The following is a 22,076-nucleotide window of genomic DNA, read 5'->3' as shown; positions in this document are numbered from 1 at the left end:
TCGCTATTTAGTTGTTCTCGGCAATTGCTCCTGCATTGCTCTACCTTCTGCATCCATGCAGTCGTAAATGAGGATTTTTTAACACAGGTAGCGACACGTTTAGCCCCGCAAAATGATTAAGTATTATTGCGGATTGGTATAAAGTAAAAGAGTGTATAAAATTACAATTAAGCTGGCTGATTTATTACGTAAACATGTAATAAAATGATAGTTTATAAGCCAGCAAAACTTTCAACTTTACTTAGGCGAACCCCATCAGCAATCAAGATCTTAAACAGTTAGATACAGATTTAAACAGTGATGAATCTGGAATTATTAACACCCAACTAAAAATAGCCACATTTAATCTGTTTAACTATCTTGAGCCGCCCAATGCATACTATGAGTTTGAGAAAATTTATACCGCGCAGCAGTGGGCTAAAAAGCAGCGTTGGATTGTTGATTACTTAACAGAACATGCCCCTGATGTGATTGGTTTTCAGGAAGTGTTTAGCACTGACTCATTAAAAGAGCTAGTAGGCGAGCAAGGTTATAATTACTTTGCTGTAGTTGATACGCCAGAGGTGATTGATGACTTTATTTATAAACGCCCTGTAGTGGCAATCGCCTCTAAATACCCCATAGTTGAAGTAGCAGCGGTTGAGCACGATAGTGAGCTTGCAAATGCGCTTGGCCTTAATAGTGAGTTTACTTTTAGTCGTAAAGTACTAAGAGCAACTATAACGCTGCCGCATATAGGTAATACCGATTGTTACGTGGTGCATTTTAAATCTAAGCGCCCAATGATTAATGTCGATGAGCATAATAAAGAGCTTACACCCGAGCAAAACATAATTGAAATTTTAAAAGCGAATGTAGCGGGTGGGTGGGGCTCAACTATTCAGCGTGGCAGTGAAGCTACATTACTAATGATACAAATGATTGCCCGTCGCGAAGCTACGCAACAACCCATGATATTAATGGGGGACTTTAATAATGAACTTGCGGATGGCGTATTAAGCCATTTACTAACGAGTACGCTACGCTTTGCACCTGCATTTGATGCTAAAACCTACCTCGCTAAATATTGTTTAAATGATTCATGGGATTTGTTTGTTAAGTCGCAGCTAAGCGAAGATGAACTATTTAATGGTGGGGCAATGGCTAGCGATGAAATAAGCGATAGTGAAAGCAATAGCATTTTTGATTTAGCTGATGAAAACGAAGCAAAAAATGTTAATGCAACTAAGCTTATGCCCTTAAGAGCACCAACACATTATTATGGCGCGAGCAGCTCCGTTCTTGATTATATTTTATTATCATGTGAGTTTGATGCCAGCTACCTTGGCAGTTTTTTTGAGGTGATTGAGTATAATACTTATGATCGTCACTTAATTAACCCCGAATTCGAGCGCGATGATTTAAGTACTGATCATGGTATTGTGTTAGTTACACTAAAACTAAGGAGCTAGGCTTACTCTACGCATAATTATGCTTAAATTATAAATTAAAAGTATTCATATAGCAGCAATACTTGATGTATTGCGACGGTTTGTATATTTTATCACCAGTCTTTTGCATTGTATTAATAATAAATTACTAAAATGGTAAATATGGAATTTTATACCTACTCGAATCATCAGCAAAATATGGATTTACCTTCGCAAATACATAGCTTCATTGTAAAGCGAATTAATAATTTTATATTTTTAGTAAAAGCTTCGCTTTTTGCTTTGTTTATTAGCCTAAGTAGCACTTACGCACAAGAAACCACTTCGTACAGTTTAACTAATGAATCTACTGCAGGGCTGCTAAAAAGAGCTGAATTACTTATAGATACTGACGTTATAACAAGTATTGAACTAAGTAAGTCGTTGTTGTTACAAGCGCAAAACGCCGATGACACGTTACTCAGCGCAAAATTACATAACTTGCTAGGTAGGGCGAATAAAAAAAATAACAATATTAATGAATCGCTCGAGCACTTTTTACAATCCTCTGATTACTACAGCAAATTAAATGATTCACGAAACCAAATAAAGGCGTCTATTAATTATATAAATATATTATTAGAAGAAAAACGTTATGACGAACTTACTACCCGCATTGAAACTTTATTACCAACAACTCTTGTGTATGGCGATGACTTTTTTATAGCGCAAGTGCTACTCACTAAGGGGGATTCGTTTTATGATCAAAAAAAATACAACAACGCGAACGCGCAATATACATCTGCTTTAAAATACCTTGTTGAAGAAGATGAATTAATACAAAGACAGTTAGGTGAAACGTATAAAAAATTAGCTCAGTCGTACAAACGTCTCAAAAATAGAGAGCAAACGGCTCACTTTTATACAAAAGCTTTAGAGATATACACAAGTTTAGGTGATTTAAAGCTAATGGCGCGTACTTTAAATACACTAGCAGAAGCACACCGTTATTTAGATAACTTAGTTTTAGCCCTTGATTACTCCACTCGCGCATTAGAAATACATAAAGAGATTGACGATCCTGTGGGCTTTGCTAAAGCATTACTAGGGGCGGGTATTATTTATCGTCATATTAATCTTTATGAAAAATCACTTAAGCATATAAATCAGGCATATTTATATTATAAAAAAGTAAATAACATGCTTGGGATTGCTAAAACATCAAATCAAATGGGACTGGTATATACACGATTAAGGCAGTTTGATCAGGCCGAATTTTTCTATCAAATAACTATCGATTTGCCAACAGGTATGGTTGAGGAAAAAACGCTCGCATCAGCTCTAAGAGAAATGGCTGTTATTAACCTCGAATCTGGCGACTTAGCATCAGCGATGAAATATGCTAAAAAAGCTTATATCATTTATAAAAACAAAAATCTTACATCGAACATTTCTACAACAGCACGTATTATTGGTAATATTTATCGTGCTCAAGGAAATAACAACAAAGCTATAGAGTATTACAAAGAGTCATTGTCGTTTGCCAGAGAAACAGGTGGTAAACTTTATGAGATAAAGTCGCTTACTGCGCTTGCGGCCATTTTAATTGGTATTGATACAAATGAGGCGATTTCTTTACTAAAAAGGTCACTCGCTTTATCAACCGAAATAGATGATAAGTTACATATGCTATATGCCTATCGGGAAATTCGAATAGCAGAGAAATTGCGTGGTCGTATAGAAGAGTCACTTCGTTATGCAGAAGAAGAAATAGCCCTAACCAATATTATTCAAAATGAAAGAAATGAAGATAAGTTAGCGCTTGAAAAAGCACATTTACATTCGCACAAAATGGAAACAGAGCTTGAGACGTTACGAGAAAAAGAAAAACGCCATCAGCTTGAGCTTGAAAAGAAAAATAATCAAATTGAAATTGCCGCCCAAGCTAGAGTTATATCAGAGCTTGAACTTTCAAAGAATAAATACGCCAGCATTGCGCTCGCATTTTTATTAGCCGCTTGTTTAACTACTGTACTACTGGTTTATAGGAGTTTTATTGCCTCTAAAAAACGTAATGAAGAGTTAGACTACTTGGCAGCAAGAGACCCTTTAACCAATTGTTATAACCGTCGTATTTTATTTGAGGTTATGAATCGCGACTTTTTGGATTTACCTCAGATTGAAGAGTACTGTATTTTAATGGTCGATATTGACCATTTTAAAAGCGTTAACGACACCTATGGGCATAGCATTGGCGACACAGTACTTTGTGGCGTAGCCGAACTTTTACAAGCTAATATACGTAAAAGTGATAGCGTGGCCCGTTTTGGTGGCGAAGAATTTTGTATTATTTTACCCAACACAACTCCAGAGCAAGCAATACATATAGCTGAGGCTATTCGTATTAAAGTTGAAAAAGCGACATTTGATGATATTCCTGTTACGTGTAGTTTTGGGGTTACGTCTATTAAATTTAAAGCCAGAACACCCTCTGAGTTGATTGAACAGGCTGATTTAGCTCTTTATGAGGCTAAGTCCTTGGGGCGTAATCAGGTAGCGTTATGGGATGCTTCGCTAGAAGAGTTTAAACTTTTTAGATCGGAGTAAACCCAGCAGTATACAGTTTAGTTTTGATGTTATTTTTAAAATTATAACAAGTAAATTTTATATAGCGCTGTGTGTTACTTACATATGTAATTAAGCTTATTAAATTAACCCTTTGAATATCAGTGTATTAACTTAGGCTTTAAAATTGCAATCAATACTAAGTTAAAAACAAAACAAGGGATTTAATAATGACTGAAGTTGCACTTTCGGCCTATTTGGCATTTTACCTCTATTTAATTATGTTGCTTGTACAGTGGGCTGTGGCTACGTTTAGCAAAGCTAAAGAACCAAATGCTGTACCAGGTAAAATTGACGAGGATTTATCACACGACAGCTTTATATTTAGAGCACATCGTACGTTTCATAATACGCTTGAAAACAGTGCATTATTTATAGGTACGGTGTTATTTGCGTTTGTAATTAATTATCAAAGCCCGATTTTTGCAATGTGTATTTGGGTGTACTTAATTGCGCGTTTAATTCATATGGCGCTGTACTACGCTATTGCAACGGAGAAAAACCCAAGCCCACGTAGTTACTTCTTTTTAATTGGTGTGCTAGCTAATGTGGTTATGCTGATAATGATAGGGTTAAGGCTAATCTCTTAATTTATAAAAAGTTATAAAATTTATTTATAACGGTAAACAAAAAAGCGAAGAGCCTCTAAGGCATCTTCGCTTTTTTGTTTAAGTAGCAGCGGAATATAAACCACGTCTACAGTAGGGCAATATTAATGGTTAATCGATGCCTATAAACCCGCCTGTTTGGTGTGTCCATAGAGCTGCGTATATTCCACCCTTAGCTATTAGTTCTTCATGAGTGCCTTGCTCAACTACGCCGCCGTCATCAAGTACAATTAATCTGTCCATTTGTGCAATGGTTGATAGCCTGTGCGCTATGGCAATAACTGTTTTACCTGTCATTAAGTCATCAAGGCTTGCCTGAATTGCGGCTTCTACTTCTGAGTCGAGTGCGCTGGTGGCTTCGTCGAGTATAAGTATGGGTGCATTTTTAAGTAGCACACGTGCAATAGCAATACGTTGGCGCTGACCGCCCGAAAGCGTAACACCGCGTTCGCCCACTTGTGCATCAAAGCCTTTGTTACCTTTGCTATCTACCAAGTCGTTTATAAACTCAAGTGCCTTAGCTTGTTTGGTCGCGTTAATCATCTCATCGTGGGTTGCATCGGGGCGACCGTACAAAATGTTGTCTTTTACTGAGCGATGAAGCAAGGAGGTATCTTGCGTTACCATGGCTATATATCTGCGTAGGCTTTCTTGGCTTACGTCCGTGATGTTTTGCCCATCAATTTTTATTGTTCCAGAGTCGGTATCATAAAAACGCAGTAATAAGTTAACAAGTGTTGATTTACCCGCGCCAGAGCGACCGACTAAACCAATTTTTTCGCCAGGTTTAATGTTTAAGTTTAATCCGTTCATTACTGGGCTGCGATTAGTCTCGTTTGCAGCTTTGCCGTAGTTAAAGTGTACGTTGTTAAACTCAATAGCACCTTGGCTTACGTTAAGTGTATCGGCGTTTGGTTTATCGGCAACTTCGATAGGGTTTGACAGTGTTTTCATGCCATCGGCTACGGTGCCAATGTTTTCGAACAAGCTGCTTATTTCCCACATGATCCACTGCGCCATACCGTTTAATCTGAGCGCTAAGCTAACAGCAACTGCAATGGCGCCGGCGCTAATTGCACTAAGTGACCATAAATAAAGTGATACAGCGGCAACCGAAAATACTAATAGGTAATTTAAGCTTTGAATAACAAAGTTTAAGCTGGTTACTAAGCGCATTTGCTTGTACACAGGCTGTAAAAATACATCCATGCTTTGTTTTGCGTATTGCTCTTCACGCTGGGTATACGAAAACAATTTAATAGTTGAAATGTTAGTGTAACTATCAACAATACGGCCGGTCATTTCTGAGCGCGCATCGGCTTGTGAGCTGGCAATTTTTTTAAGGCGCGGTACAAAGTAAAGTTGCACGCAAATGTATAAAACCAACCAAACTAATAAAGGGATCATTAAGCGCCAATCGGCTTCGGCAACTAAAAATACCATTGAGCCAAAATAAACCACTATATACATTAATACATCGAGTAGTTTGGTCACTGTTTCGCGAACGGCTAAAGAAGTTTGCAGTACTTTGGTGGCTATTCTTCCTGCAAATTCATTTTGATAAAAGCTAACACTTTGGCGCAGTAAATAACGATGCGCTAACCAGCGAATCGACATAGGGTAATTGCCAAGCAATGCTTGGTGCAAAATAGCAGAATGAAAAAATACGACTACGGGCAATACTAATAGCAGCATGACAGCCATTTTAATAAGCTCTGACTTTTGCTCTACAAACAAGGTTTCGGGCGTGTAGGCTGTTAACCAATCAACAAGCTGCCCCATATAGCTAAATAAAGAAACCTCTAAAATAGCGAGCATGGCGGCACTGATTGACATAAGCAGCAACGACAGTTCCATTCCTTTGGTGTAGTGGCGACAAAAAGCAAATAAAGTCGAAGGCGGCTGAGTAGGTTGATCCTCAGGAAATGCTTTTGTCATTTTTTCAAATAATCGATACATTTTAAAAACTTAAATGGCAAATAATGACTAGTATCATACCATTTAAGTATTTTTAAATGCAGGTTTGTGGGGCATTAATTATGGGTATTATTCTTATTTATTGCGTTGGGTTACTTAGGTTTATTCCTTCGCTCATGTATAAGTCGTCATATCTGAGACCACCATTTCCGTAAGGCTTTTTAATTGGGCCTGTATTACAGTTTGCTAAAAAGTATATAAGAGGTTGTTCGCGCTTCATTCTAAATTGTGCATTTTTATATACCAGCGTTTGACTGTTAAACTCACCACCTTTTACGTAAACATCATATTGCTGACCTTGCTCTGAGGCTGCTGCGTTATTAACAACGTACCATACGTCGTACCAAGTATTTGTTTGCAGAGGTTTAGCTGACTGGTTTGTAGTGTAGTTTTGAATGTTGCTATATCCGCTGTCGGTTTTAACCATTAAAGCGCCATCGTTTACAAACCCGTTTGATTCTGTTTTATCGGTTACGCGAAGTGTTGGCTCAAACGCATCGTACGCATGTTTATTTATTAGCGCTGGAGTAAGGTTACTCAATCCAAAAGCATGGTTATTAGGAAACGCAGCCACGTTTATACGCATATAAAATGTGTAGGTTGCACCAACTTCAACCGCTTGTGGAAGTTTTGTATAAGAAAGCGCTTTACGATTTCCTACAATGCCCTCAGCCGCAGGCTTTTTTAGTAAATAATGATTTATTGATGAGTTTGCTTGTTCTGATTGTATAACTGTTATTTGTGGATTTTTAACCTGTGGCTTAGTTTCATTTTGGGTATCGACACTTTGCCACTTGCTAAGTGAATTTTCAAAGTCATCAATAAGTAGCCAATCGCTCGATGTATTTTTGTGAATGTTTGAACACGCAGATAGCGCGCTGAATAAGCAAAGAATTAAAATGTGTTTGGAATGCATAATTGGCTCTCGCAATATTATTGATATTTGGTTAACCAATTTTAATTTTGGCTATAGCTTTTTATTAATAACTATATAACCAATTTAATTTTTTTATGTCAATCACTAAAACAAAAGTTATGGTTTAATAGAGCTGAGAAATATAATGTTGTTATTGTATTTATAAAATCAACTCAGCAAATTTTAACTGAGTATAAAAATAATTTAATAGTTAGGATGTTATATGTATACGGGTTCGTGTTTGTGTGGTGAAGTAAACGTTGAAGTGTCGGGCAGTATAACCAGCATTATTCATTGTCATTGTTCACTGTGCAGAAAAAACAGCGGGACTGCATTTGCAACCAATGGCTTTGTAAATACAAGTGACTTTACAATAACAAAAGGTCAAGAACGACTCAGTGAATATAGTTTTAAAGCAGGGCGCACACGTTATTTTTGTAGATGTTGTGGCTCGCCTGTTTACAGTAGCAACAGTGATGACAAAAGCAGAATACGAATTCGTTTAGGAATATTCGATACCGATATTACTGAGCAGGTATTATCGCATAATTTTGTTACGTCTAAAGCTAACTGGGAGCAGCTCGAAACAAGCTTACCGTGCTATGAAAAACATGAACCTGGTCGATAAAGCGTTTTATTCAATGTGGTAAATGCTGTTAATACTTTTATAAAGGTCTGGCGCAAAGTTTATAAACACCGGTGAGTTTTGTATTTCATCAACGTTTATATGCATTAATGTTTGCTGGCTTAGTATGATGACTATATTTTTGTATTCGTTAAACTCTATTATCGCTAAGCACTTAAAGTGTTGTCTTAAAAGTACTAAAAGCATTTGCAGCTCTTGGCCTGTTTGTGGGTTTAAATTAATGATTACTTGCGTATTTTGCTCACTGCAGCGATTTATATTTTGCCAAAAGCTATCGCTGGTTAAAAAAGGCTGATGACATTCACCACTAAAAATATCGATAGTGATTACGTTAAAGTGATCAGTGCATTGGGTAATATATTGCTCGGCGCATTGTAAATAGCTGCTGTGCTTAATTGGTAACTTAAAGTGCTGGGCTGCAATTAAGGCAATGCTTGGGTTTATTTCTACCGTGTTAAATGTATTGATGGTGTTTATGTAAGGCGTATTACTTTGTAAGTGATACATAATTCGCTCAAACCCTGCCGTGCCTAAACCTAAATTTAATATATTTAGTGTATCTACTGGTTTAAGTAAAAATAACATCATACATTGGTTTACAGGCACTATTACTTGCTCAGGGTGTATAAGGTTCATAACGCCTTGAATTGTTATATCTTCATTGGTTTTTTGTGCAAGCGTTAACCAACGGTATTCTTTGTTTTGATACACGCATACTGGGCCGTATGCACTTTGCTGCGACTCAATAAGGTTACTTTTAATTGTATCTTCTTTTAGCTGACGCATAACTTAAACTATTAATGTATACACAATTACAGTGTGCCACGAAAATCGCATTTTTTTATAGATTATTGTGTAACAAGGTTTGTAATTTAACCTCTAAATATAATATTGTATTAGCAATTAATTACTTAGACGTTATTCAAGGATTGGAAATGGGGTTGATTCTAGGGCCTGCTGTTTTAGCGTGGTTTGCGGTATTTATCTATTCTTTACGATTAGGGTATGTGCTTATTTATAAAAATATGAGCGTGTTAACCACAGTGTCTACTTTTGCAATTAGTATTGTTGGTATGTTGGCTTTTATGACGTATGGATATAGGCAGTTTGTAAACAATACCTCTGTTTGGGCATTTGAGATCCCGAGTTACTTTTTATTTAGCAAAATAGCTTTTATAGGTGTATTGAGTGGTTTTTTACTTAACTACTATATTAATCCTGAAAATAGTTCGGAGTTTTTGAGCTGTTTAGCATTTGTATTAATATTTATGTTTTCTGCTGGTGTGCTTGCTAGCTTAGGAGGACATGAGGCCTTTTTGAAAGAATTTGATATTAAAACTACTCATTAAAAGTATGCATAATAAATTTTGGCCCAGTACCTATAAAAGGTAGTGGGCTTTTTACTATCCTAATAACCTCTTGTAAATGCGCTTTAGCGTGATCCTTTCTACATCTACCTCAAATGTATTGCCATAAAACCTTAGTTAAGTAATGGTTACACTATAATAATTAGGAGCTAATAGATGCTTAAAACACCTTTGAAAATCACAACAACGTTACTTAAATTTACTGCAATTGCAGGCGCCTGCACACTTGCATTATCAGCACATGGGAAAACACAACTTCAATACACAGAACAGCAAAAATTACATGATATAGCAGCTCAAGTATCAGCCGAACGTATTGGTAGTGACATTCAAACGCTGGTGGATTTTGGTACTCGCCATACGCTTTCAGAAACTAAATCGGATACTCGAGGCATTGGTGCGGCTAGGCGCTGGATAAAAAATGAATTTGAAAAAATATCCGCGCAGTGTGGCGGTTGTTTGGAAATTATTGAAGTAAAGGACACTATATCGGGCGAAAAGCGCATTCCTAATCCTGTTGAAGTTGTTAACATTGTGGCTATTCAACGAGGGTCAAGCGAGCCTAATCGCATGGTGATTATGTCGGGTGATATAGATTCTCGTGTGAGTGATGTTATGGACTTTACGAGTGATTCACCTGGGGCAAATGATAATGCATCAGGTGTGGCGGGAGTAATTGAAGCTGCCCGTGTTTTAAGTAAATACAAATTTAATGGTTCGGTAGTTTACGCGGCGCTTTCGGGCGAAGAGCAGGGTTTGTTTGGTGGAAAAATATTAACGGCTTATGCGCAAAAGCATGACTGGCAAGTTCATGGCGTTTTAAACAACGATATGATTGGCAATATTACCGGTATTAATGGGGTAACTGATAATACAACTGCGCGTATATTTTCAGAAGGTACCCGTGTTGTAGAAACAAAAGAGCAAGCCAATACTCGCCGCTTTACGGGTGGTGAAGTTGATTCGGCGAGTCGAAATTTAGCTCGTTACATAGATACTATTGCTGACAGATACATTCCTAACTTAGATACAATGCTTGTATATCGATTAGATAGATTTGGCCGTGGTGGGCATCATCGTCCATTTAATGATGCAGGTTTTGCAGCCGTGCGTATTATGGAAACTAACGAGCACTACGATCGTCAGCATCAAGATTTACGCACTGAAAATGGCGTTGAGTATGGCGATACAATTGAAGGCGTTGATTTTGATTATACAGCTAAGTTAACTTCACTTAATGCGGTAACTATGGCATCTATGGCGTGGGCGCCCGCACCGCCAAAAGAAGTTAAAATAAAGGGAGCTGTTACAGCTGATACATCGTTTTCATGGCAACAAAGCAATGATGAAAATATTGCTGGCTATAAAATTTATTGGCGTTACACGAGCGAGCCGCAATGGCAGTTTAGTAAATACGTTGGTAAGGTTTCACAGTACACACTTAAAAACGTAGTGATTGATAATTATTACTTTGGTGTAGCCTCTGTTAGTAAAGACGGTGTTGAGTCGCCAGTAGTATTTCCGGGTGATGTGGGTTCATTTGATCACAATATAAAATAATAGTTTGGCTAAAAACACAGCAAACAGAGCGCTTTAAGGTGCAAATGACCGTTTTATACTTGCACCTTATTTACTAAGCCCTTAGAGTGTTAAAAAAGAAGTAAAAGGTTAATAAAAATGCAGCAACAAGAAAAAAAGCCGTTAACAGCAAAAGAACAAGTTATAACTGATGAGCAAAGAATGCAGTGGCAACGCGAATGTTTTCAAACAGCGCAAAAGCATTTAGCCGAAAAGGGCATTATGCCAAAATCAGTAGTTGATAAAGACAGTCGGTTTTTAGCACCACTTTGTGCAATGTGGAAATTTAAAGCACAGAACGGTAAAACATATTGGGTAGTAACAGGGCGGTTACCTACAGATCATGCTGAGGTAAGTGCAGCTACAGATGCTCGTGATGCAATGCGTTACTTTTCTTTGCAGTGGCAATTAAAAGCGGATCAGATTATGAGTACAGGCGCGCGTGATAAAACACAGGTAGACTTTGCTAACTTACTTATAAATAGAGCACATGGCTTGTACGAAATGTATGATAATGAACCGCTGTGGGCAAATGAGGCAAAGTAACGACAGTTTGGGTTAAGTAAAAAAGTAGAGGGTGATAGCTTATTTATTGCCCTTTGCTTTATCTAATGGAGAAGTGTGAAGGGGGTTGTATTAAACGCTGAAACAGGGCATTGCATACGTTGCCTAGGAATTCCCGCCTCCATAAATACATTCCCTTGCTGAATAAAGCCATTTCGCTTAAAACGCTCTACTTCATTTAAAATACAATTAATGCTTACTTCTTCAATACCTTGGTTTGACGCTAATTCTACAATAAAGTTGAGAAGCGATTTATATACTTTGCGATTACGGTGCTCAGGTAATACAGCTATTCTGCCGATTAAGCCATCTTTACATAATCTACCTGTTGCTATTGGGCAGTTTGCATCGTCTGTAACAAGTACATGTAATGCAATTTTATCTAGGCTATCAAATTCGATGTGTTTGGGGATATGTAACTCGTAAACAAAAACTCGCTCTCGAATTTTTTGTAGCATATCTTTTTTTATATCCCATTCAACCTTATCAACCAGATAGCCCATTGCAAACTCCTATTGATACCAAATTAGAATGAGTAAGCAATCACAGCAAAATTATTTAAGCCAATATCAGATGAAAATTAAAAATTTTAACTGACCTGTATACATAATATCTTACGCTGTAAAATGCTCATCATTATTAATATAATTGATATTATTACTCGTGGTCTATATTAAACCAGATCCCCTCATTAACAAGTGTAGTAAAAGTTTGAGTAAAAACTAAACTTGGGTTTGTTAAATTTAATGCTGAAGTTTCAAACTCAGTATGATCGGTAAGTAGTTTTACCGCCGCTAAGTCGGTTAACGGCATAGCGTAATTTTCGCCATTTACACTTAGTAAAACTTCTGTATCGAGTTGCTGATAAATAGCGCGTGTGCCACCTAAGCGTTCAAACACTGTTTCTTCATTACTTAAATCATCGCCTATTTGCTCTGACGTAAATGGAGGCTCTACTGGCGCTAAATCCATTTCATGTTTTGGCTGACTAAGCGTTGAGCCTAACCATTGTTTAAATAAATCGTCATTTTCTAAAAGTGCTGCCATCAGTGTTTTAACTTTATCAACTTCAAGGCTTGTAAGTTCACCTTTAGATTTTCTTAGTGTGATGTTGTGATCGGTATAACGTTTTTGGCCGCTTTCGGTATCAATAATATGATCGGCAAAGCACGATAATAAATCTTGTTGATTTGGCGCTCTAAAACCAACTGAATAATTGAGCGCGTTTTCTACGGCGTAACCTTCGTGAGGGCACCCTGGTGGAATATATAAAATATCGCCTGGCTCTAATATGCAATCAATTACGGCTTCAAATGCTTCTACTTGCAATAATTTTTTGTTTTGAGCGAACTGCTTAAGTGTTGGATCGGGCAGCCCTACGCGCCAATGACGTTTGCCTTCGCCTTGAATAATAAACACGTCATATTGGTCTAAGTGTGGGCCAACACCACCATTAGGCGTTGAGTAGCTGATCATTAAATCATCTATGCGCCAGTTTGGAATAAATCTAAATGGCTCTAGTAGTTGCGCAGCTTCGCTATGCCAGTGATCAACTGCTTGCACGAGCAGTGTAGAATGATCGTCTGTTAACTGCTCAAAGTCTTCAAATGGACCTTGGTAGGTTTGCCAATCATTTTTGTGATTGGTGATAATACGTGACTCTATGCTTTCTTCCATTGCGAGGCCGGCAAGTTCATTAGCATCAAGTGGGTCTTGAAAGTCTGCAAAACCTTGTTTGATTAAAAGCGGCTTTTTTTGCCAAAAATGGCTTAAAAACTCTTGCTCAGACAAATTATTTATTTTTAATTGATACATACATTATGCCTACTAGTTAGTGCAATGGGGTTAAAACAAAAAAAGCGAAAGGATAATCCTTTCGCTTTTTAAAAGAGTAATTTAGTTTTTAAACTAAGTCAGCAATAAACTCAACAGCACGACCAATGTAATTAGCAGGTGTTAGTTTTTTCATTTCTACTTTAGCGTGCTCTGGAAGGTCAAGACCATCGATAAAGTCAGCCATTATTTCTTGATTTACACGTTTACCGCGTGTTAAATCTTTGAGTTTTTCGTATGGCTTTTCAATACCATATTTACGCATAACTGTTTGAATCGGCTCGGCTAGCAATTCCCAGTTTTGATCAAGCTCGTCAGCTAAACGTTGCTCGTTTACTTCAAGCTTACTTACACCTTTAAGTGTTGATTGGTATGCAATGATCGCATAACCCATACCTACACCTAAGTTACGTAATACCGTTGAATCTGTAAGGTCACGCTGCCAGCGAGAAACTGGTAATTTTTGTGCAAGGTGAGCAAAAATAGCGTTTGCTAAACCTAAGTTACCTTCTGAGTTTTCAAAATCAATTGGGTTAACTTTATGCGGCATTGTAGATGAGCCAATTTCGCCCGCAATTGTTTTTTGCTTAAAGTGATTAAGTGCGATGTAACCCCACATGTCACGGTCAAAATCGAGCAAAATAGTGTTAAAGCGTGCAATTGCGTCAAACAACTCTGCAATATAGTCATGCGGTTCAATTTGTGTAGTAAATGGGTTAAGTGTTAAACCTAAGCTTGATACAAATTTATCTGCGTGAGTATGCCAGTCGTAATCTGGGTATGCGCTAAGGTGAGCGTTGTAGTTACCAACAGCACCGTTCACTTTACCAAGCATTTCTACTTGTTCAATTTGGTCGCGTTGACGCTTTAAACGCATGTATACGTTAGCAAACTCTTTACCCATAGTTGATGGTGTAGCTGGTTGCCCGTGCGTACGAGTCATCATTGGGATTGCTTTGTATTCAATCGCTTTTTCTTTAATTGCGCTTAAAAGTTCATCGCAATAAGGAAGTAAAACCTTGTTACGTGCTTCGCTAAGCATTAAACCATGAGATAGATTGTTAATATCTTCTGAAGTACAAGCAAAGTGAATAAATTCATTGATTGCATGAAGCTCACTGTTATCGGCTACTTTTTCTTTTAATAAGTATTCAACCGCTTTAACATCGTGGTTTGTAGTGCGTTCAATATCTTTAACGCGCTGTGCATCAGCTTCGCTGAAGTTATCTACAATAGCGTTAAGTAGTGCATTTGCTTGCTCGCTAAATGCAGGTACTTCTTTTATATCGCTTGCTGCAGCTAACGCTTGCAACCAACGCACTTCAACAATTACGCGGTATTTAATTAAGCCAAATTCGCTGAAAATACTGCGTAGTTCAGTGGTTTTGCTGCCGTAGCGACCATCCACCGGAGAGATAGCCGTTAACGCTGAAAGCTCCATAATAACTCCTAAATTTTAGTTTGAACGATAGTTAAATTTTTGTTTTAGCAATGGCGAGTATTTTTCTTTTTGAAAAGAAAAAGTGACGGCGTTTACCGCCCATTTGTCGCCATAATACTGCACTTCTAACACCGGCTAGTAATAGGGCACGGATTTTATTTTGAGTGAGCTGCTGTTTTAATAACTCGGGTTTACCATAAACCTGTATTCGGTGCCCAAGGGGGCTCAGCACCGACGAGTATATATCTGCTAAACCGGCAACAACGCTCTCGTCGGTAATAGCAAAATGATCTAAACGACGATGAATATCATCAATTCGTTTGCCTAATTCGTTTAAGCTCTTGTCGTTTGCATTGAGTGCACGCTCAAGCTGCATTAAACCACCTACGTACTTTACTATTTCAACATCTTTTTGAGCGCCTGCAGTAAGCTGCGCCATTAATGTTTTATAGCCATCACGCAGGTTATCTGTACCTTGATAAACGTCCTCTGGAGATTCAGGAGATGTTTGAATAATACTTGAAAGTAAGATTTCTAAATCGTGTTCGTTGTTGCTGCCGTATTGGGCAATTTTTTGAACTTGTTTAGCAACCTGGCACATGGCGGCAAGCGCCATGACTTGGTATTCATTCATTACTTAATCACCGAGTCAATAATACCACCACCTAAACACACATCTCCTGCATAAAATACGGCAGATTGACCTGGCGTAACTGCTTTTTGTGGTTCGTCGAATAATACACGAGCCATGCCGTCTTCACCTACAAGTAGGGTACAGCTTAAGTCTTCTTGACGGTAACGTGTTTTAACTGTGCAGCGAGTGGTGCCTTTAGGGCCAACGCGGTCTACCCAATGTAATTGGTTTGCATTAAGACCATTACTGTAAAGGCGAGGGTGATCTTTGCCTTGGCCAACAACAAGTACGTTACGTTCTAAATCTTTATCAACTACGTACCATGGTTCGCCAGAACCTTCCTTCATACCACCAATTAACAAGCCTTTGCGTTGTCCAAGTGTATGGTACATTAAGCCTTCGTGCTCGCCTACGTTGTTACCGTCAGTGTCTTCGATAACGCCAGGTTGCGCTGGTAAGAACTTTTGTAAAAAGTCTTTAAATTTACGTTCACCGATAAAGCAAATTCCGGTGCTGTCTTTTTTATCGTGAGTGATTAGGTCTTGTTCTTCTGCTATGCGGCGTACTTCTGGTTTTTCGATATCACCTACAGGGAATAACGTTTGGCCAATATGTTCATGGCTTAGGGTATATAAGAAGTAGCTTTGATCTTTATTGTTATCAAGTCCGCGACACATTACGTATTTGTCATCGCGAAGTTCACGGCGAACGTAGTGTCCGGTTGCAATAAAGTCAGCACCGAGTGCTTGAGCCGCAAATTCTAAAAAGGCTTTAAATTTAATTTCTTTATTACACATTATATCTGGGTTTGGTGTACGGCCGGCTTTGTACTCTGCTAAAAAGTATTCAAATACATTATCCCAGTATTCAGCAGCGAAGTTTACTGTGTGAAGCTCAATGCCTAATTTGTCGCATACGGCTTGTGCATCTTTTAAGTCATCAGCGGCAGCACAGTATTCATCATTGTCGTCTTCTTCCCAGTTCTTCATAAACAGGCCTTCTACTTGGTAGCCCTGTTGTTGTAATAAATATGCAGATACAGAAGAATCAACACCGCCGGACATGCCAACAATGACTTTAATGTGACTATTTTCGCTCATGAATAATTTCGCTTATACAGATTGCTGTTAACTTGGAAAGGCCGCGATTATAGCATGTATTTTGTTTGAGCTTAAAGAGCGTAGGGCGGCAAAGGACATAATTTGTCGCTATTTTATTTGTATAACAAATAGCAAACTAGACTTAAACGCATTATCAGGCTGTAACTTTAGTAATATTAAAGTGATCTTCACTAATAAATTAAGACTATAGAATAATTCATGTAGTTATTGAGTTTTATTAATAGTATTTTCTTTTAAAACTACTAGAGTAAATATACACTTAATAAAAATAAAATAGTGGTGAGTATATGAATGTTAACCACTTTAAAGCCGCTTGAAATATAGTCAATGGAATGAATATATGAATTATGCCTATCAAATAAACAAGATAAATTCTTTAGTTGAGCATTACACACGAAAACCGGATTTTGTGGATAGCGAATTACTTTCTAGCAAGACGACAGAGTTTAAAAAATCAGCCTATCATCTTTTTTATGAGTTAATAAAACTCAAAAACCCTCATATTTACCAAGAGCCAAACCATGTACATGAGTTATTTAGCTTAATAAAAGGTTCAACAGTTAAAAAGAACGTTGAGTTAAAGGTGCTTGAGCATGTAGAGCACTGGTGGCTTGAATGGTATTTCGCTTTAGAAATGGACGAAAAGCTTAGTATAGAAAAAAATGATATGCCAATGAGTTACTTGCCTCAAAGTACACTCAACCCTATGCGCAAACATGAGATAAGCCACTACGCTAGGTTATTTACCGTTTTGCCAATGCCAGTATGTAATGTATGTGCTAAGACGGGTGATATTTTGAAAGTTAATCAACGTTTTGTAGATGTTTTTGGTTATACAGTAGAAGATGTGCCGAATCTTAAATCATGGTGGGAAAAAGCGTATCCAGATCCCCAATACAGAGCACTTGCAAAAGAGCTGTGGCAAGACTCACTTGAAAAGGCACTAAATAACAATAACGACATACCCGCAAATAACTATCGAGTTTCTTGTCGTGATGGCTCGCAAGTAATGATGGAAATTTCAGGGATTGATATAGGTGAAGAGTTTTTAGCTGTTTTTAATGATGCAACAGAGCGTTTAGAAGCAGAAGATATACTCAGGGATATGGCCTTTTTGGATGCATTAACCAAAATTGCTAATAGGCGTCGGTTTGATGAAAAGCTAACGCATGAGTTTGAACGAGCAAAAGAATGCGAAGGCATGCTATCGATGATTATTATTGATATTGACCATTTTAAGCAATTTAATGACCGGTATGGGCATGTAGCGGGCGATACGTGCTTATATGACGTGGCTCAAAAAATTGCTTCAACGGTTAGTCGCCCAGAAGATTTTGTGGCTCGCTATGGTGGAGAAGAATTTGTTGTTTTACTTCCACAAACGGATAGGCAAGGAGCGTTGTTTATAGCTGAGCAAATACAAAAAGCTGTAGAAAGCTTAGCTATTGCTCACCAAGATAGCTTTACCGGATTTTTATCAATAAGTATGGGCATTAATACCATTAGCAACTATACAAATAGTAATGAAATCAGCTTTGTTAAAGCCGCTGATAACGCCCTTTATTATGCTAAAAAACAAGGACGTAATTGTATAGCGCTAAGCTCAGAGTAAATCAATTATAAATAGTTTCTAAGCTTAACGGTGGTCGATTCAAGCTGTCGTTAATGCACTTGAGCACTAAAGGGCTTCTAAGAGGTAATGATTTTATTTGCTCTAATGTATGCCAGCTAGCGCTGATGATGTCGGAATCCATTGGTGTTGGTGCTTTTATATTATTAGGCGCTTCAAATAAAAAACAGAACCGTAAATAGTGCACTGCGTTATCGGCATGCAAATTATAAACACCTAAAAACCCAATAGGCGCAAGCGCTAAGCCTGTTTCTTCTAGTAGCTCTCTGCTTGCAGCTTGTGCAAGTGTCTCATTTTGCTCTAAATGACCCGCAGGTTGATTGTAACAAATTTGCTTTGTAAATTTATCGCGCTCTTTTACAAGTAAAAACTCATTTTGCTTTTTTACTATTGCTGCAATCGTGACATGCGGTTTATGCATCAACTACGCCCTTAATTACTTTGTATTCACCACAATTAATATCATCCAACGTATAGTTGCCAATGCTATAGCGGATGAGGCGAAGTGTAGGGTGTCCAATATGCGCGGTCATTCGACGAACTTGTCTGTTTCTACCTTCATTAATGGTAATACTTAGCCAAGTGGTAGGGATTGCTTTTCGCTCGCGTACAGGGGGATTACGCGCCCAAATTGTTGGCTCATCAATTACTTTAACGTTAGCGGGGAGTGTAAGCCCGTCTTTAAGTTTTACGCCATTACATAAATCATTAATTGATTCACTCGTTGGTTCACCCTCAACTTGTGCCCAGTAGGTTTTATTCGTTTTTTTATCAGGAGCAGTTAAGGTGTTTTGTAGTTTCCCACAGTTTGTTAAAAGCAATAAACCTTCACTGTCTCTGTCTAACCTTCCTGCTGCGTAAACTTCTTTAATAGGGATAAATTCTGCAAGCGTTTTTCTGTCTGCGTCATCTGTAAATTGGCATAGCACATCAAACGGTTTATTGAATAACACAATTTTTCTGTCTTTAGATGCTATTTGCAGCTTTATTTCTCTTTTACCAGATGGCGTTTTGTTAAGTGCACTGCGTGAATAAGTACGCCCAGTACTTCTTTTTGGCTTGGCTTGTGTTGCTTGATTATTGCCTGATTTAGCTCTCATTATATGCACCTAGCTGGTTTTGGTAATCCGGCAATTTTTGTTGCTTGCTTGGCTGGGCCTTTAGGAAATAATTTATATAAATAAAGGCTATTTCCTTTATCTTCACCGAGTGCTTTAGCCATTGCTTTTACAAGCATTCTAATCGCTGGACTGGTGTTATATTCAATGTAAAAATCACGAACAAAGTTAATAACTTCCCAGTGCTGCTCACTAAGTGTGATGTTTTCTTGAGTAGCAATTATAGGCGCCAGCTCCTTTGACCATAAAGTATGGTCGAGCAAGTAGCCTTGTTTGTCGGTGTCAATCTGTTGGTTGTTAAATTCAAGCATGAGTTACCACGTAATGGATTGATTAGTTGATAAAGTGAGTGCCACAAAGTCTTCATAGCTAATTGCTTTATCGTCATCTGCTAATTTTATTGCACGTACTTGCGCGTCTTGTTCAAGTATTAACAGTGTATCTGCAAATTGTCTAAATTGTTTTTTTGCAAAGCAGGCATCACCAACAAGTAGTACCTTATCGCCTGATAAAATTAAATTCTCAAGCTGATTTGCGCAGTAATAGTTAAGCGGCTTTGAAAAAATATGTAACGTACTCATAGATTCACCACATGTTGCTGCGCTTTAATTAGTGTTTGTTGTTGACTAAAGTTAAGGACTTTTGCCTCTATGAGTAAATCATGTTTATTTAAACCATAATCAAGCAATGATTTTTCACACACGAAAATATTTTCAACATCATATATTTCGAGTGTTTTAATATTTTTAAAAAAGTCTTTTAAGCCAATATTGTTTGGTTGTTGGTGCTTTTTTAAAGCTAAGACGGCGGGGCCGCTAAACAACCAACTTACATTTTGATCAACAGCAGCAAATATCAATGTCATATCAAGTGCATCACGAATATTTAAATCGTCAAATGGGCTGCACTGACTCATTACTAATACGTTTATCATTTAAATTGCACCCATTTATCTGCGTCGCTTGCAAGCATTGCAAATTCAGCTAATCCTGCGACTTTAAATACACCTGTGTTTTTAATATCTAACCCGCGCTTTTGCGCAGCGGTAACACACAGCATTAAATTTAGTTTTTGATCAGCGAGTTGCTGCCAAAGTGCTGAAATTTGAAGTTCGTCTGAGGATAAATCAAAGTGGGTAGATGCATGATAAATACCTTGCTGGTATAAAAAAATAGCATCAATGGTGTGCCCTTGGGCTAAACATGCATTCGCAAATTTAACTACGCGTTGCGTGGTATCGTGATCGGATGGTGGTGTATGTAATGAAAGAACAAAGCGTGCCAAAACAATTCCAATAAAAAAGCCCCAATAAAGGGGCTATTTTAACAGAACTATTTAATTAGTCATCACTTGCGCCAAGTAGAGCAAGCAAAGAAGTAAATAAGTTATATACGCTTAGGTATAAAGACACTGTTGCGCGAATGTAGTTAGTTTCACCACCGTTTATGATTCGGCTTGTATCAAATAAAATCAAACCAGACATAATCAGTACAACTGCTGCATTAAGCACCATAAACATCAATGAACTGCCAATAAAAATATTAACGATACTTGCTACAATTACAACGATTAAGCCAACAGTTAAAAAGCCACCCATGAATGAGAAGTCTTTTTTAGTATTTAGTGCATAAGCAGATAAACCAAAAAAGATAAGCGCTGTAGAACCTAAGGCTTGCATAATAAGCATTGGGCCATTTGGTAATGCAGCATAATGGTTAAGCAATGGACCTAAGCCTGCCCCCATTAAACCTGTGAAAGCAAACACCCAAAATACACCAGATGCTGTATCTGCTTTTTTATTTACAACAAATAATAAACCGAACGAAACGAGTGTAAACACAATTCCCATAAAGTAAGGTAATTGTAGTGCCATTGAAATACCGGCTGTAACTGCACTAAATGCAAGTGTCATAGCTAGTAAAAAGTAGGTGTTTTTAAGTACCTTGTTTGTTTCAATGGTAGACATTACCGGTTTCGCGGTATTGTACGATTGATTAAACGCCATTGTAGAGCTCCTTTAAGTGAAACGTGTGTGTTTCGATAATTTAACTAAAATTAGATTACCAACTCTTATATGTTTGGGCAAACCTTTGTAGATCAATAGAGTTAAATATTTAAATAAAAGTATATTGACGGCTAAATTAAAAACACTTTGTTTTATCTTTAAACAAATTAATTGTTTTTTAAGCACTTAAACAATTAATTTAAAAAAAAGCTTCACAAAAGGGATGGGTTTCCCTATTATGCAGGCCGTGCGGAGAGATGGCAGAGTGGTCGAATGCACCGGTCTTGAAAACCGGCATGGGTTTATAGCCCATCTAGGGTTCAAATCCCTATCTCTCCACCACTTATTAATTAGTGTGTGGTAATTTATTTATCATTCATTTAAAAGTTATTAGTACACTCTTACTTTTAGCTTAGCAGTATCGGAGAGATGGCAGAGTGGTCGAATGCACCGGTCTTGAAAACCGGCATGGGTTTATAGCCCATCTAGGGTTCAAATCCCTATCTCTCCACCATATAACAAAATAGCCCGCTAATTTAGCGGGCTTTTTTGTGCCTGTAAAATAAATAAGTGCAAATAGAAATTGTGCGTTTTGTCATCATAA

At 37.7% G+C, this 22,076-nt stretch carries 23 protein-coding genes and 2 tRNA genes; 10 read left to right on the top strand and 15 right to left on the bottom strand.

Annotation, left to right across the window (positions count from 1 at the left end; all coding sequences use genetic code 11):
* The first annotated feature begins 347 nt into the window (after window positions 1-347).
* From AC5NT5_RS09075 to AC5NT5_RS09065, 3 genes are all read left to right on the top strand, one after another.
* Window positions 348-1,451, top strand: a complete 1,104-nt coding sequence (locus tag AC5NT5_RS09075; RefSeq protein ID WP_494513229.1) for an endonuclease/exonuclease/phosphatase family protein — start codon at window positions 348-350, stop codon at window positions 1,449-1,451.
* Window positions 1,452-1,592: 141 nt separating this feature from the next.
* On the top strand, window positions 1,593-4,016 hold the full coding sequence (locus tag AC5NT5_RS09070; RefSeq protein WP_494512991.1) for a diguanylate cyclase: 2,424 nt from the start codon (window positions 1,593-1,595) through the stop codon (window positions 4,014-4,016).
* Window positions 4,017-4,204: 188 nt separating this feature from the next.
* Window positions 4,205-4,624 carry an MAPEG family protein gene (locus tag AC5NT5_RS09065; protein ID WP_002963227.1) on the top strand — a complete coding sequence of 140 codons (420 nt, stop codon included), beginning with the start codon at window positions 4,205-4,207 and terminating at the stop codon, window positions 4,622-4,624.
* 129 nt (window positions 4,625-4,753) lie between these two features.
* Here AC5NT5_RS09065 and AC5NT5_RS09060 read toward each other — a convergent pair whose 3' ends face one another.
* Together AC5NT5_RS09060 and AC5NT5_RS09055 are read right to left on the bottom strand one after the other, a co-directional pair.
* On the bottom strand, window positions 4,754-6,601 hold the full coding sequence (locus AC5NT5_RS09060; RefSeq protein ID WP_494512992.1) for an ABC transporter ATP-binding protein: 1,848 nt from the start codon (window positions 6,599-6,601) through the stop codon (window positions 4,754-4,756).
* Between the two features lie 97 nt (window positions 6,602-6,698).
* The gene (locus AC5NT5_RS09055) at window positions 6,699-7,535 is read right to left on the bottom strand and encodes a hypothetical protein (RefSeq protein WP_494512993.1); all 837 of its coding nucleotides are present in this window, start codon (window positions 7,533-7,535) and stop codon (window positions 6,699-6,701) included.
* A 223-nt stretch (window positions 7,536-7,758) separates the two neighbouring features.
* On the opposite strand from AC5NT5_RS09055, the gene AC5NT5_RS09050 reads away from it, so the two are divergent.
* On the top strand, window positions 7,759-8,163 hold the full coding sequence (locus tag AC5NT5_RS09050; RefSeq protein ID WP_494512994.1) for a GFA family protein: 405 nt from the start codon (window positions 7,759-7,761) through the stop codon (window positions 8,161-8,163).
* 6 nt (window positions 8,164-8,169) lie between these two features.
* Here AC5NT5_RS09050 and AC5NT5_RS09045 read toward each other — a convergent pair whose 3' ends face one another.
* The gene (locus AC5NT5_RS09045) at window positions 8,170-8,967 is read right to left on the bottom strand and encodes a class I SAM-dependent methyltransferase (RefSeq protein WP_494512995.1); all 798 of its coding nucleotides are present in this window, start codon (window positions 8,965-8,967) and stop codon (window positions 8,170-8,172) included.
* Window positions 8,968-9,116: 149 nt separating this feature from the next.
* On the opposite strand from AC5NT5_RS09045, the gene AC5NT5_RS09040 reads away from it, so the two are divergent.
* From AC5NT5_RS09040 to AC5NT5_RS09030, 3 genes are all read left to right on the top strand, one after another.
* On the top strand, window positions 9,117-9,530 hold the full coding sequence (locus AC5NT5_RS09040; RefSeq protein ID WP_182197906.1) for a hypothetical protein: 414 nt from the start codon (window positions 9,117-9,119) through the stop codon (window positions 9,528-9,530).
* Window positions 9,531-9,704: 174 nt separating this feature from the next.
* Window positions 9,705-11,108 (top strand): M28 family peptidase, encoded by a 1,404-nt coding sequence (locus AC5NT5_RS09035; protein ID WP_182753554.1) that lies wholly within the window; start codon window positions 9,705-9,707, stop codon window positions 11,106-11,108.
* Window positions 11,109-11,225: 117 nt separating this feature from the next.
* Window positions 11,226-11,672 (top strand): DUF4826 family protein, encoded by a 447-nt coding sequence (locus AC5NT5_RS09030; protein WP_024594685.1) that lies wholly within the window; start codon window positions 11,226-11,228, stop codon window positions 11,670-11,672.
* A gap of 62 nt (window positions 11,673-11,734) precedes the next feature.
* Here the strand turns inward: AC5NT5_RS09030 and AC5NT5_RS09025 are convergent, their stop codons facing one another.
* From AC5NT5_RS09025 to mnmA, 5 genes are all read right to left on the bottom strand, one after another.
* Window positions 11,735-12,193: a GNAT family N-acetyltransferase gene (locus tag AC5NT5_RS09025; RefSeq protein WP_494512997.1), complete on the bottom strand. Its 459-nt coding sequence runs from the start codon at window positions 12,191-12,193 to the stop codon at window positions 11,735-11,737.
* 154 nt (window positions 12,194-12,347) lie between these two features.
* The gene (locus tag AC5NT5_RS09020; RefSeq protein ID WP_494512998.1) at window positions 12,348-13,505 is read right to left on the bottom strand and encodes a ribosomal protein uL16 3-hydroxylase; all 1,158 of its coding nucleotides are present in this window, start codon (window positions 13,503-13,505) and stop codon (window positions 12,348-12,350) included.
* 88 nt (window positions 13,506-13,593) lie between these two features.
* Complete coding sequence (gene purB, locus AC5NT5_RS09015) at window positions 13,594-14,964, bottom strand: adenylosuccinate lyase (RefSeq protein ID WP_494512999.1); 1,371 nt, start codon at window positions 14,962-14,964, stop codon at window positions 13,594-13,596.
* A 31-nt stretch (window positions 14,965-14,995) separates the two neighbouring features.
* The gene (gene hflD / locus AC5NT5_RS09010) at window positions 14,996-15,598 is read right to left on the bottom strand and encodes a high frequency lysogenization protein HflD (RefSeq protein ID WP_024594681.1); all 603 of its coding nucleotides are present in this window, start codon (window positions 15,596-15,598) and stop codon (window positions 14,996-14,998) included.
* A complete protein-coding gene (mnmA, locus tag AC5NT5_RS09005; protein WP_494513000.1) occupies window positions 15,598-16,698 on the bottom strand; it encodes a tRNA 2-thiouridine(34) synthase MnmA in 1,101 nt (366 codons plus the stop codon). The genes hflD and mnmA overlap by 1 nt, the downstream gene beginning before the upstream one ends.
* A 361-nt stretch (window positions 16,699-17,059) precedes the next feature.
* On the opposite strand from mnmA, the gene AC5NT5_RS09000 reads away from it, so the two are divergent.
* Window positions 17,060-18,331 carry a sensor domain-containing diguanylate cyclase gene (locus tag AC5NT5_RS09000; RefSeq protein ID WP_494513001.1) on the top strand — a complete coding sequence of 424 codons (1,272 nt, stop codon included), beginning with the start codon at window positions 17,060-17,062 and terminating at the stop codon, window positions 18,329-18,331.
* Between the two features lies 1 nt (window position 18,332).
* Here the strand turns inward: AC5NT5_RS09000 and AC5NT5_RS08995 are convergent, their stop codons facing one another.
* From AC5NT5_RS08995 to AC5NT5_RS08965, 7 genes are read right to left on the bottom strand one after another with little or no spacing between them, the layout of a single operon-like run.
* Window positions 18,333-18,770, bottom strand: coding sequence for an NUDIX domain-containing protein (locus AC5NT5_RS08995; RefSeq protein ID WP_494513002.1), 438 nt, complete (start codon window positions 18,768-18,770; stop codon window positions 18,333-18,335).
* A complete protein-coding gene (locus AC5NT5_RS08990) occupies window positions 18,763-19,449 on the bottom strand; it encodes a pseudouridine synthase (RefSeq protein ID WP_494513003.1) in 687 nt (228 codons plus the stop codon). Before AC5NT5_RS08990 ends, AC5NT5_RS08995 begins: the two co-directional genes overlap by 8 nt.
* A complete protein-coding gene (locus AC5NT5_RS08985; RefSeq protein WP_494513004.1) occupies window positions 19,449-19,778 on the bottom strand; it encodes a TusE/DsrC/DsvC family sulfur relay protein in 330 nt (109 codons plus the stop codon). Before AC5NT5_RS08985 ends, AC5NT5_RS08990 begins: the two co-directional genes overlap by 1 nt.
* Before the next feature lie 3 nt (window positions 19,779-19,781).
* Entirely contained in the window at window positions 19,782-20,048 is a 267-nt protein-coding gene (locus tag AC5NT5_RS08980) for a DsrH/TusB family sulfur metabolism protein (protein WP_494513005.1), read from the bottom strand.
* On the bottom strand, window positions 20,045-20,401 hold the full coding sequence (gene tusC / locus AC5NT5_RS08975; RefSeq protein WP_182681243.1) for a sulfurtransferase complex subunit TusC: 357 nt from the start codon (window positions 20,399-20,401) through the stop codon (window positions 20,045-20,047). Before tusC ends, AC5NT5_RS08980 begins: the two co-directional genes overlap by 4 nt.
* Window positions 20,398-20,751, bottom strand: coding sequence for a sulfurtransferase complex subunit TusD (gene tusD, locus AC5NT5_RS08970; RefSeq protein ID WP_494513006.1), 354 nt, complete (start codon window positions 20,749-20,751; stop codon window positions 20,398-20,400). The genes tusC and tusD overlap by 4 nt, the downstream gene beginning before the upstream one ends.
* A 55-nt stretch (window positions 20,752-20,806) precedes the next feature.
* The gene (locus AC5NT5_RS08965; RefSeq protein WP_008133668.1) at window positions 20,807-21,472 is read right to left on the bottom strand and encodes a Bax inhibitor-1/YccA family protein; all 666 of its coding nucleotides are present in this window, start codon (window positions 21,470-21,472) and stop codon (window positions 20,807-20,809) included.
* 251 nt (window positions 21,473-21,723) lie between these two features.
* Between AC5NT5_RS08965 and AC5NT5_RS08960 the strand changes: the two genes are divergently transcribed.
* Together AC5NT5_RS08960 and AC5NT5_RS08955 are read left to right on the top strand one after the other, a co-directional pair.
* Window positions 21,724-21,814 (top strand) — tRNA-Ser (locus AC5NT5_RS08960).
* Window positions 21,815-21,895: 81 nt separating this feature from the next.
* Window positions 21,896-21,986: transfer RNA gene (locus AC5NT5_RS08955), tRNA-Ser, on the top strand.
* Window positions 21,987-22,076: the final 90 nt, after the last annotated feature.

It is taken from the genome of Pseudoalteromonas sp. J2K-J599, assembly GCF_059295115.2.
The sequence above is the reverse complement of the archived record's forward strand: the minus strand, read 5'-3'. Positions and strand labels throughout refer to the sequence as shown.

What these genes read in the sequence shown, in the direction of transcription:
- AC5NT5_RS09070 (WP_494512991.1), top strand. Translation starts at nt 1,593, where the DNA reads ATGGAATTTTATACCTACTCGAATCATCAGCAAAATATGGATTTACCT.
- AC5NT5_RS09065 (WP_002963227.1), top strand. Translation starts at nt 4,205, where the DNA reads ATGACTGAAGTTGCACTTTCGGCCTATTTGGCATTTTACCTCTATTTA.
- AC5NT5_RS09060 (WP_494512992.1), bottom strand. Translation starts at nt 6,601, where the DNA reads ATGTATCGATTATTTGAAAAAATGACAAAAGCATTTCCTGAGGATCAA.
- AC5NT5_RS09055 (WP_494512993.1), bottom strand. Translation starts at nt 7,535, where the DNA reads ATGCATTCCAAACACATTTTAATTCTTTGCTTATTCAGCGCGCTATCT.
- AC5NT5_RS09050 (WP_494512994.1), top strand. Translation starts at nt 7,759, where the DNA reads ATGTATACGGGTTCGTGTTTGTGTGGTGAAGTAAACGTTGAAGTGTCG.
- AC5NT5_RS09045 (WP_494512995.1), bottom strand. Translation starts at nt 8,967, where the DNA reads ATGCGTCAGCTAAAAGAAGATACAATTAAAAGTAACCTTATTGAGTCG.
- AC5NT5_RS09040 (WP_182197906.1), top strand. Translation starts at nt 9,117, where the DNA reads ATGGGGTTGATTCTAGGGCCTGCTGTTTTAGCGTGGTTTGCGGTATTT.
- AC5NT5_RS09035 (WP_182753554.1), top strand. Translation starts at nt 9,705, where the DNA reads ATGCTTAAAACACCTTTGAAAATCACAACAACGTTACTTAAATTTACT.
- AC5NT5_RS09030 (WP_024594685.1), top strand. Translation starts at nt 11,226, where the DNA reads ATGCAGCAACAAGAAAAAAAGCCGTTAACAGCAAAAGAACAAGTTATA.
- AC5NT5_RS09025 (WP_494512997.1), bottom strand. Translation starts at nt 12,193, where the DNA reads ATGGGCTATCTGGTTGATAAGGTTGAATGGGATATAAAAAAAGATATG.
- AC5NT5_RS09020 (WP_494512998.1), bottom strand. Translation starts at nt 13,505, where the DNA reads ATGTATCAATTAAAAATAAATAATTTGTCTGAGCAAGAGTTTTTAAGC.
- purB (WP_494512999.1), bottom strand. Translation starts at nt 14,964, where the DNA reads ATGGAGCTTTCAGCGTTAACGGCTATCTCTCCGGTGGATGGTCGCTAC.
- hflD (WP_024594681.1), bottom strand. Translation starts at nt 15,598, where the DNA reads ATGAATGAATACCAAGTCATGGCGCTTGCCGCCATGTGCCAGGTTGCT.
- mnmA (WP_494513000.1), bottom strand. Translation starts at nt 16,698, where the DNA reads ATGAGCGAAAATAGTCACATTAAAGTCATTGTTGGCATGTCCGGCGGT.
- AC5NT5_RS09000 (WP_494513001.1), top strand. Translation starts at nt 17,060, where the DNA reads ATGAATTATGCCTATCAAATAAACAAGATAAATTCTTTAGTTGAGCAT.
- AC5NT5_RS08995 (WP_494513002.1), bottom strand. Translation starts at nt 18,770, where the DNA reads ATGCATAAACCGCATGTCACGATTGCAGCAATAGTAAAAAAGCAAAAT.
- AC5NT5_RS08990 (WP_494513003.1), bottom strand. Translation starts at nt 19,449, where the DNA reads ATGAGAGCTAAATCAGGCAATAATCAAGCAACACAAGCCAAGCCAAAA.
- AC5NT5_RS08985 (WP_494513004.1), bottom strand. Translation starts at nt 19,778, where the DNA reads ATGCTTGAATTTAACAACCAACAGATTGACACCGACAAACAAGGCTAC.
- AC5NT5_RS08980 (WP_494513005.1), bottom strand. Translation starts at nt 20,048, where the DNA reads ATGAGTACGTTACATATTTTTTCAAAGCCGCTTAACTATTACTGCGCA.
- tusC (WP_182681243.1), bottom strand. Translation starts at nt 20,401, where the DNA reads ATGATAAACGTATTAGTAATGAGTCAGTGCAGCCCATTTGACGATTTA.
- AC5NT5_RS08965 (WP_008133668.1), bottom strand. Translation starts at nt 21,472, where the DNA reads ATGGCGTTTAATCAATCGTACAATACCGCGAAACCGGTAATGTCTACC.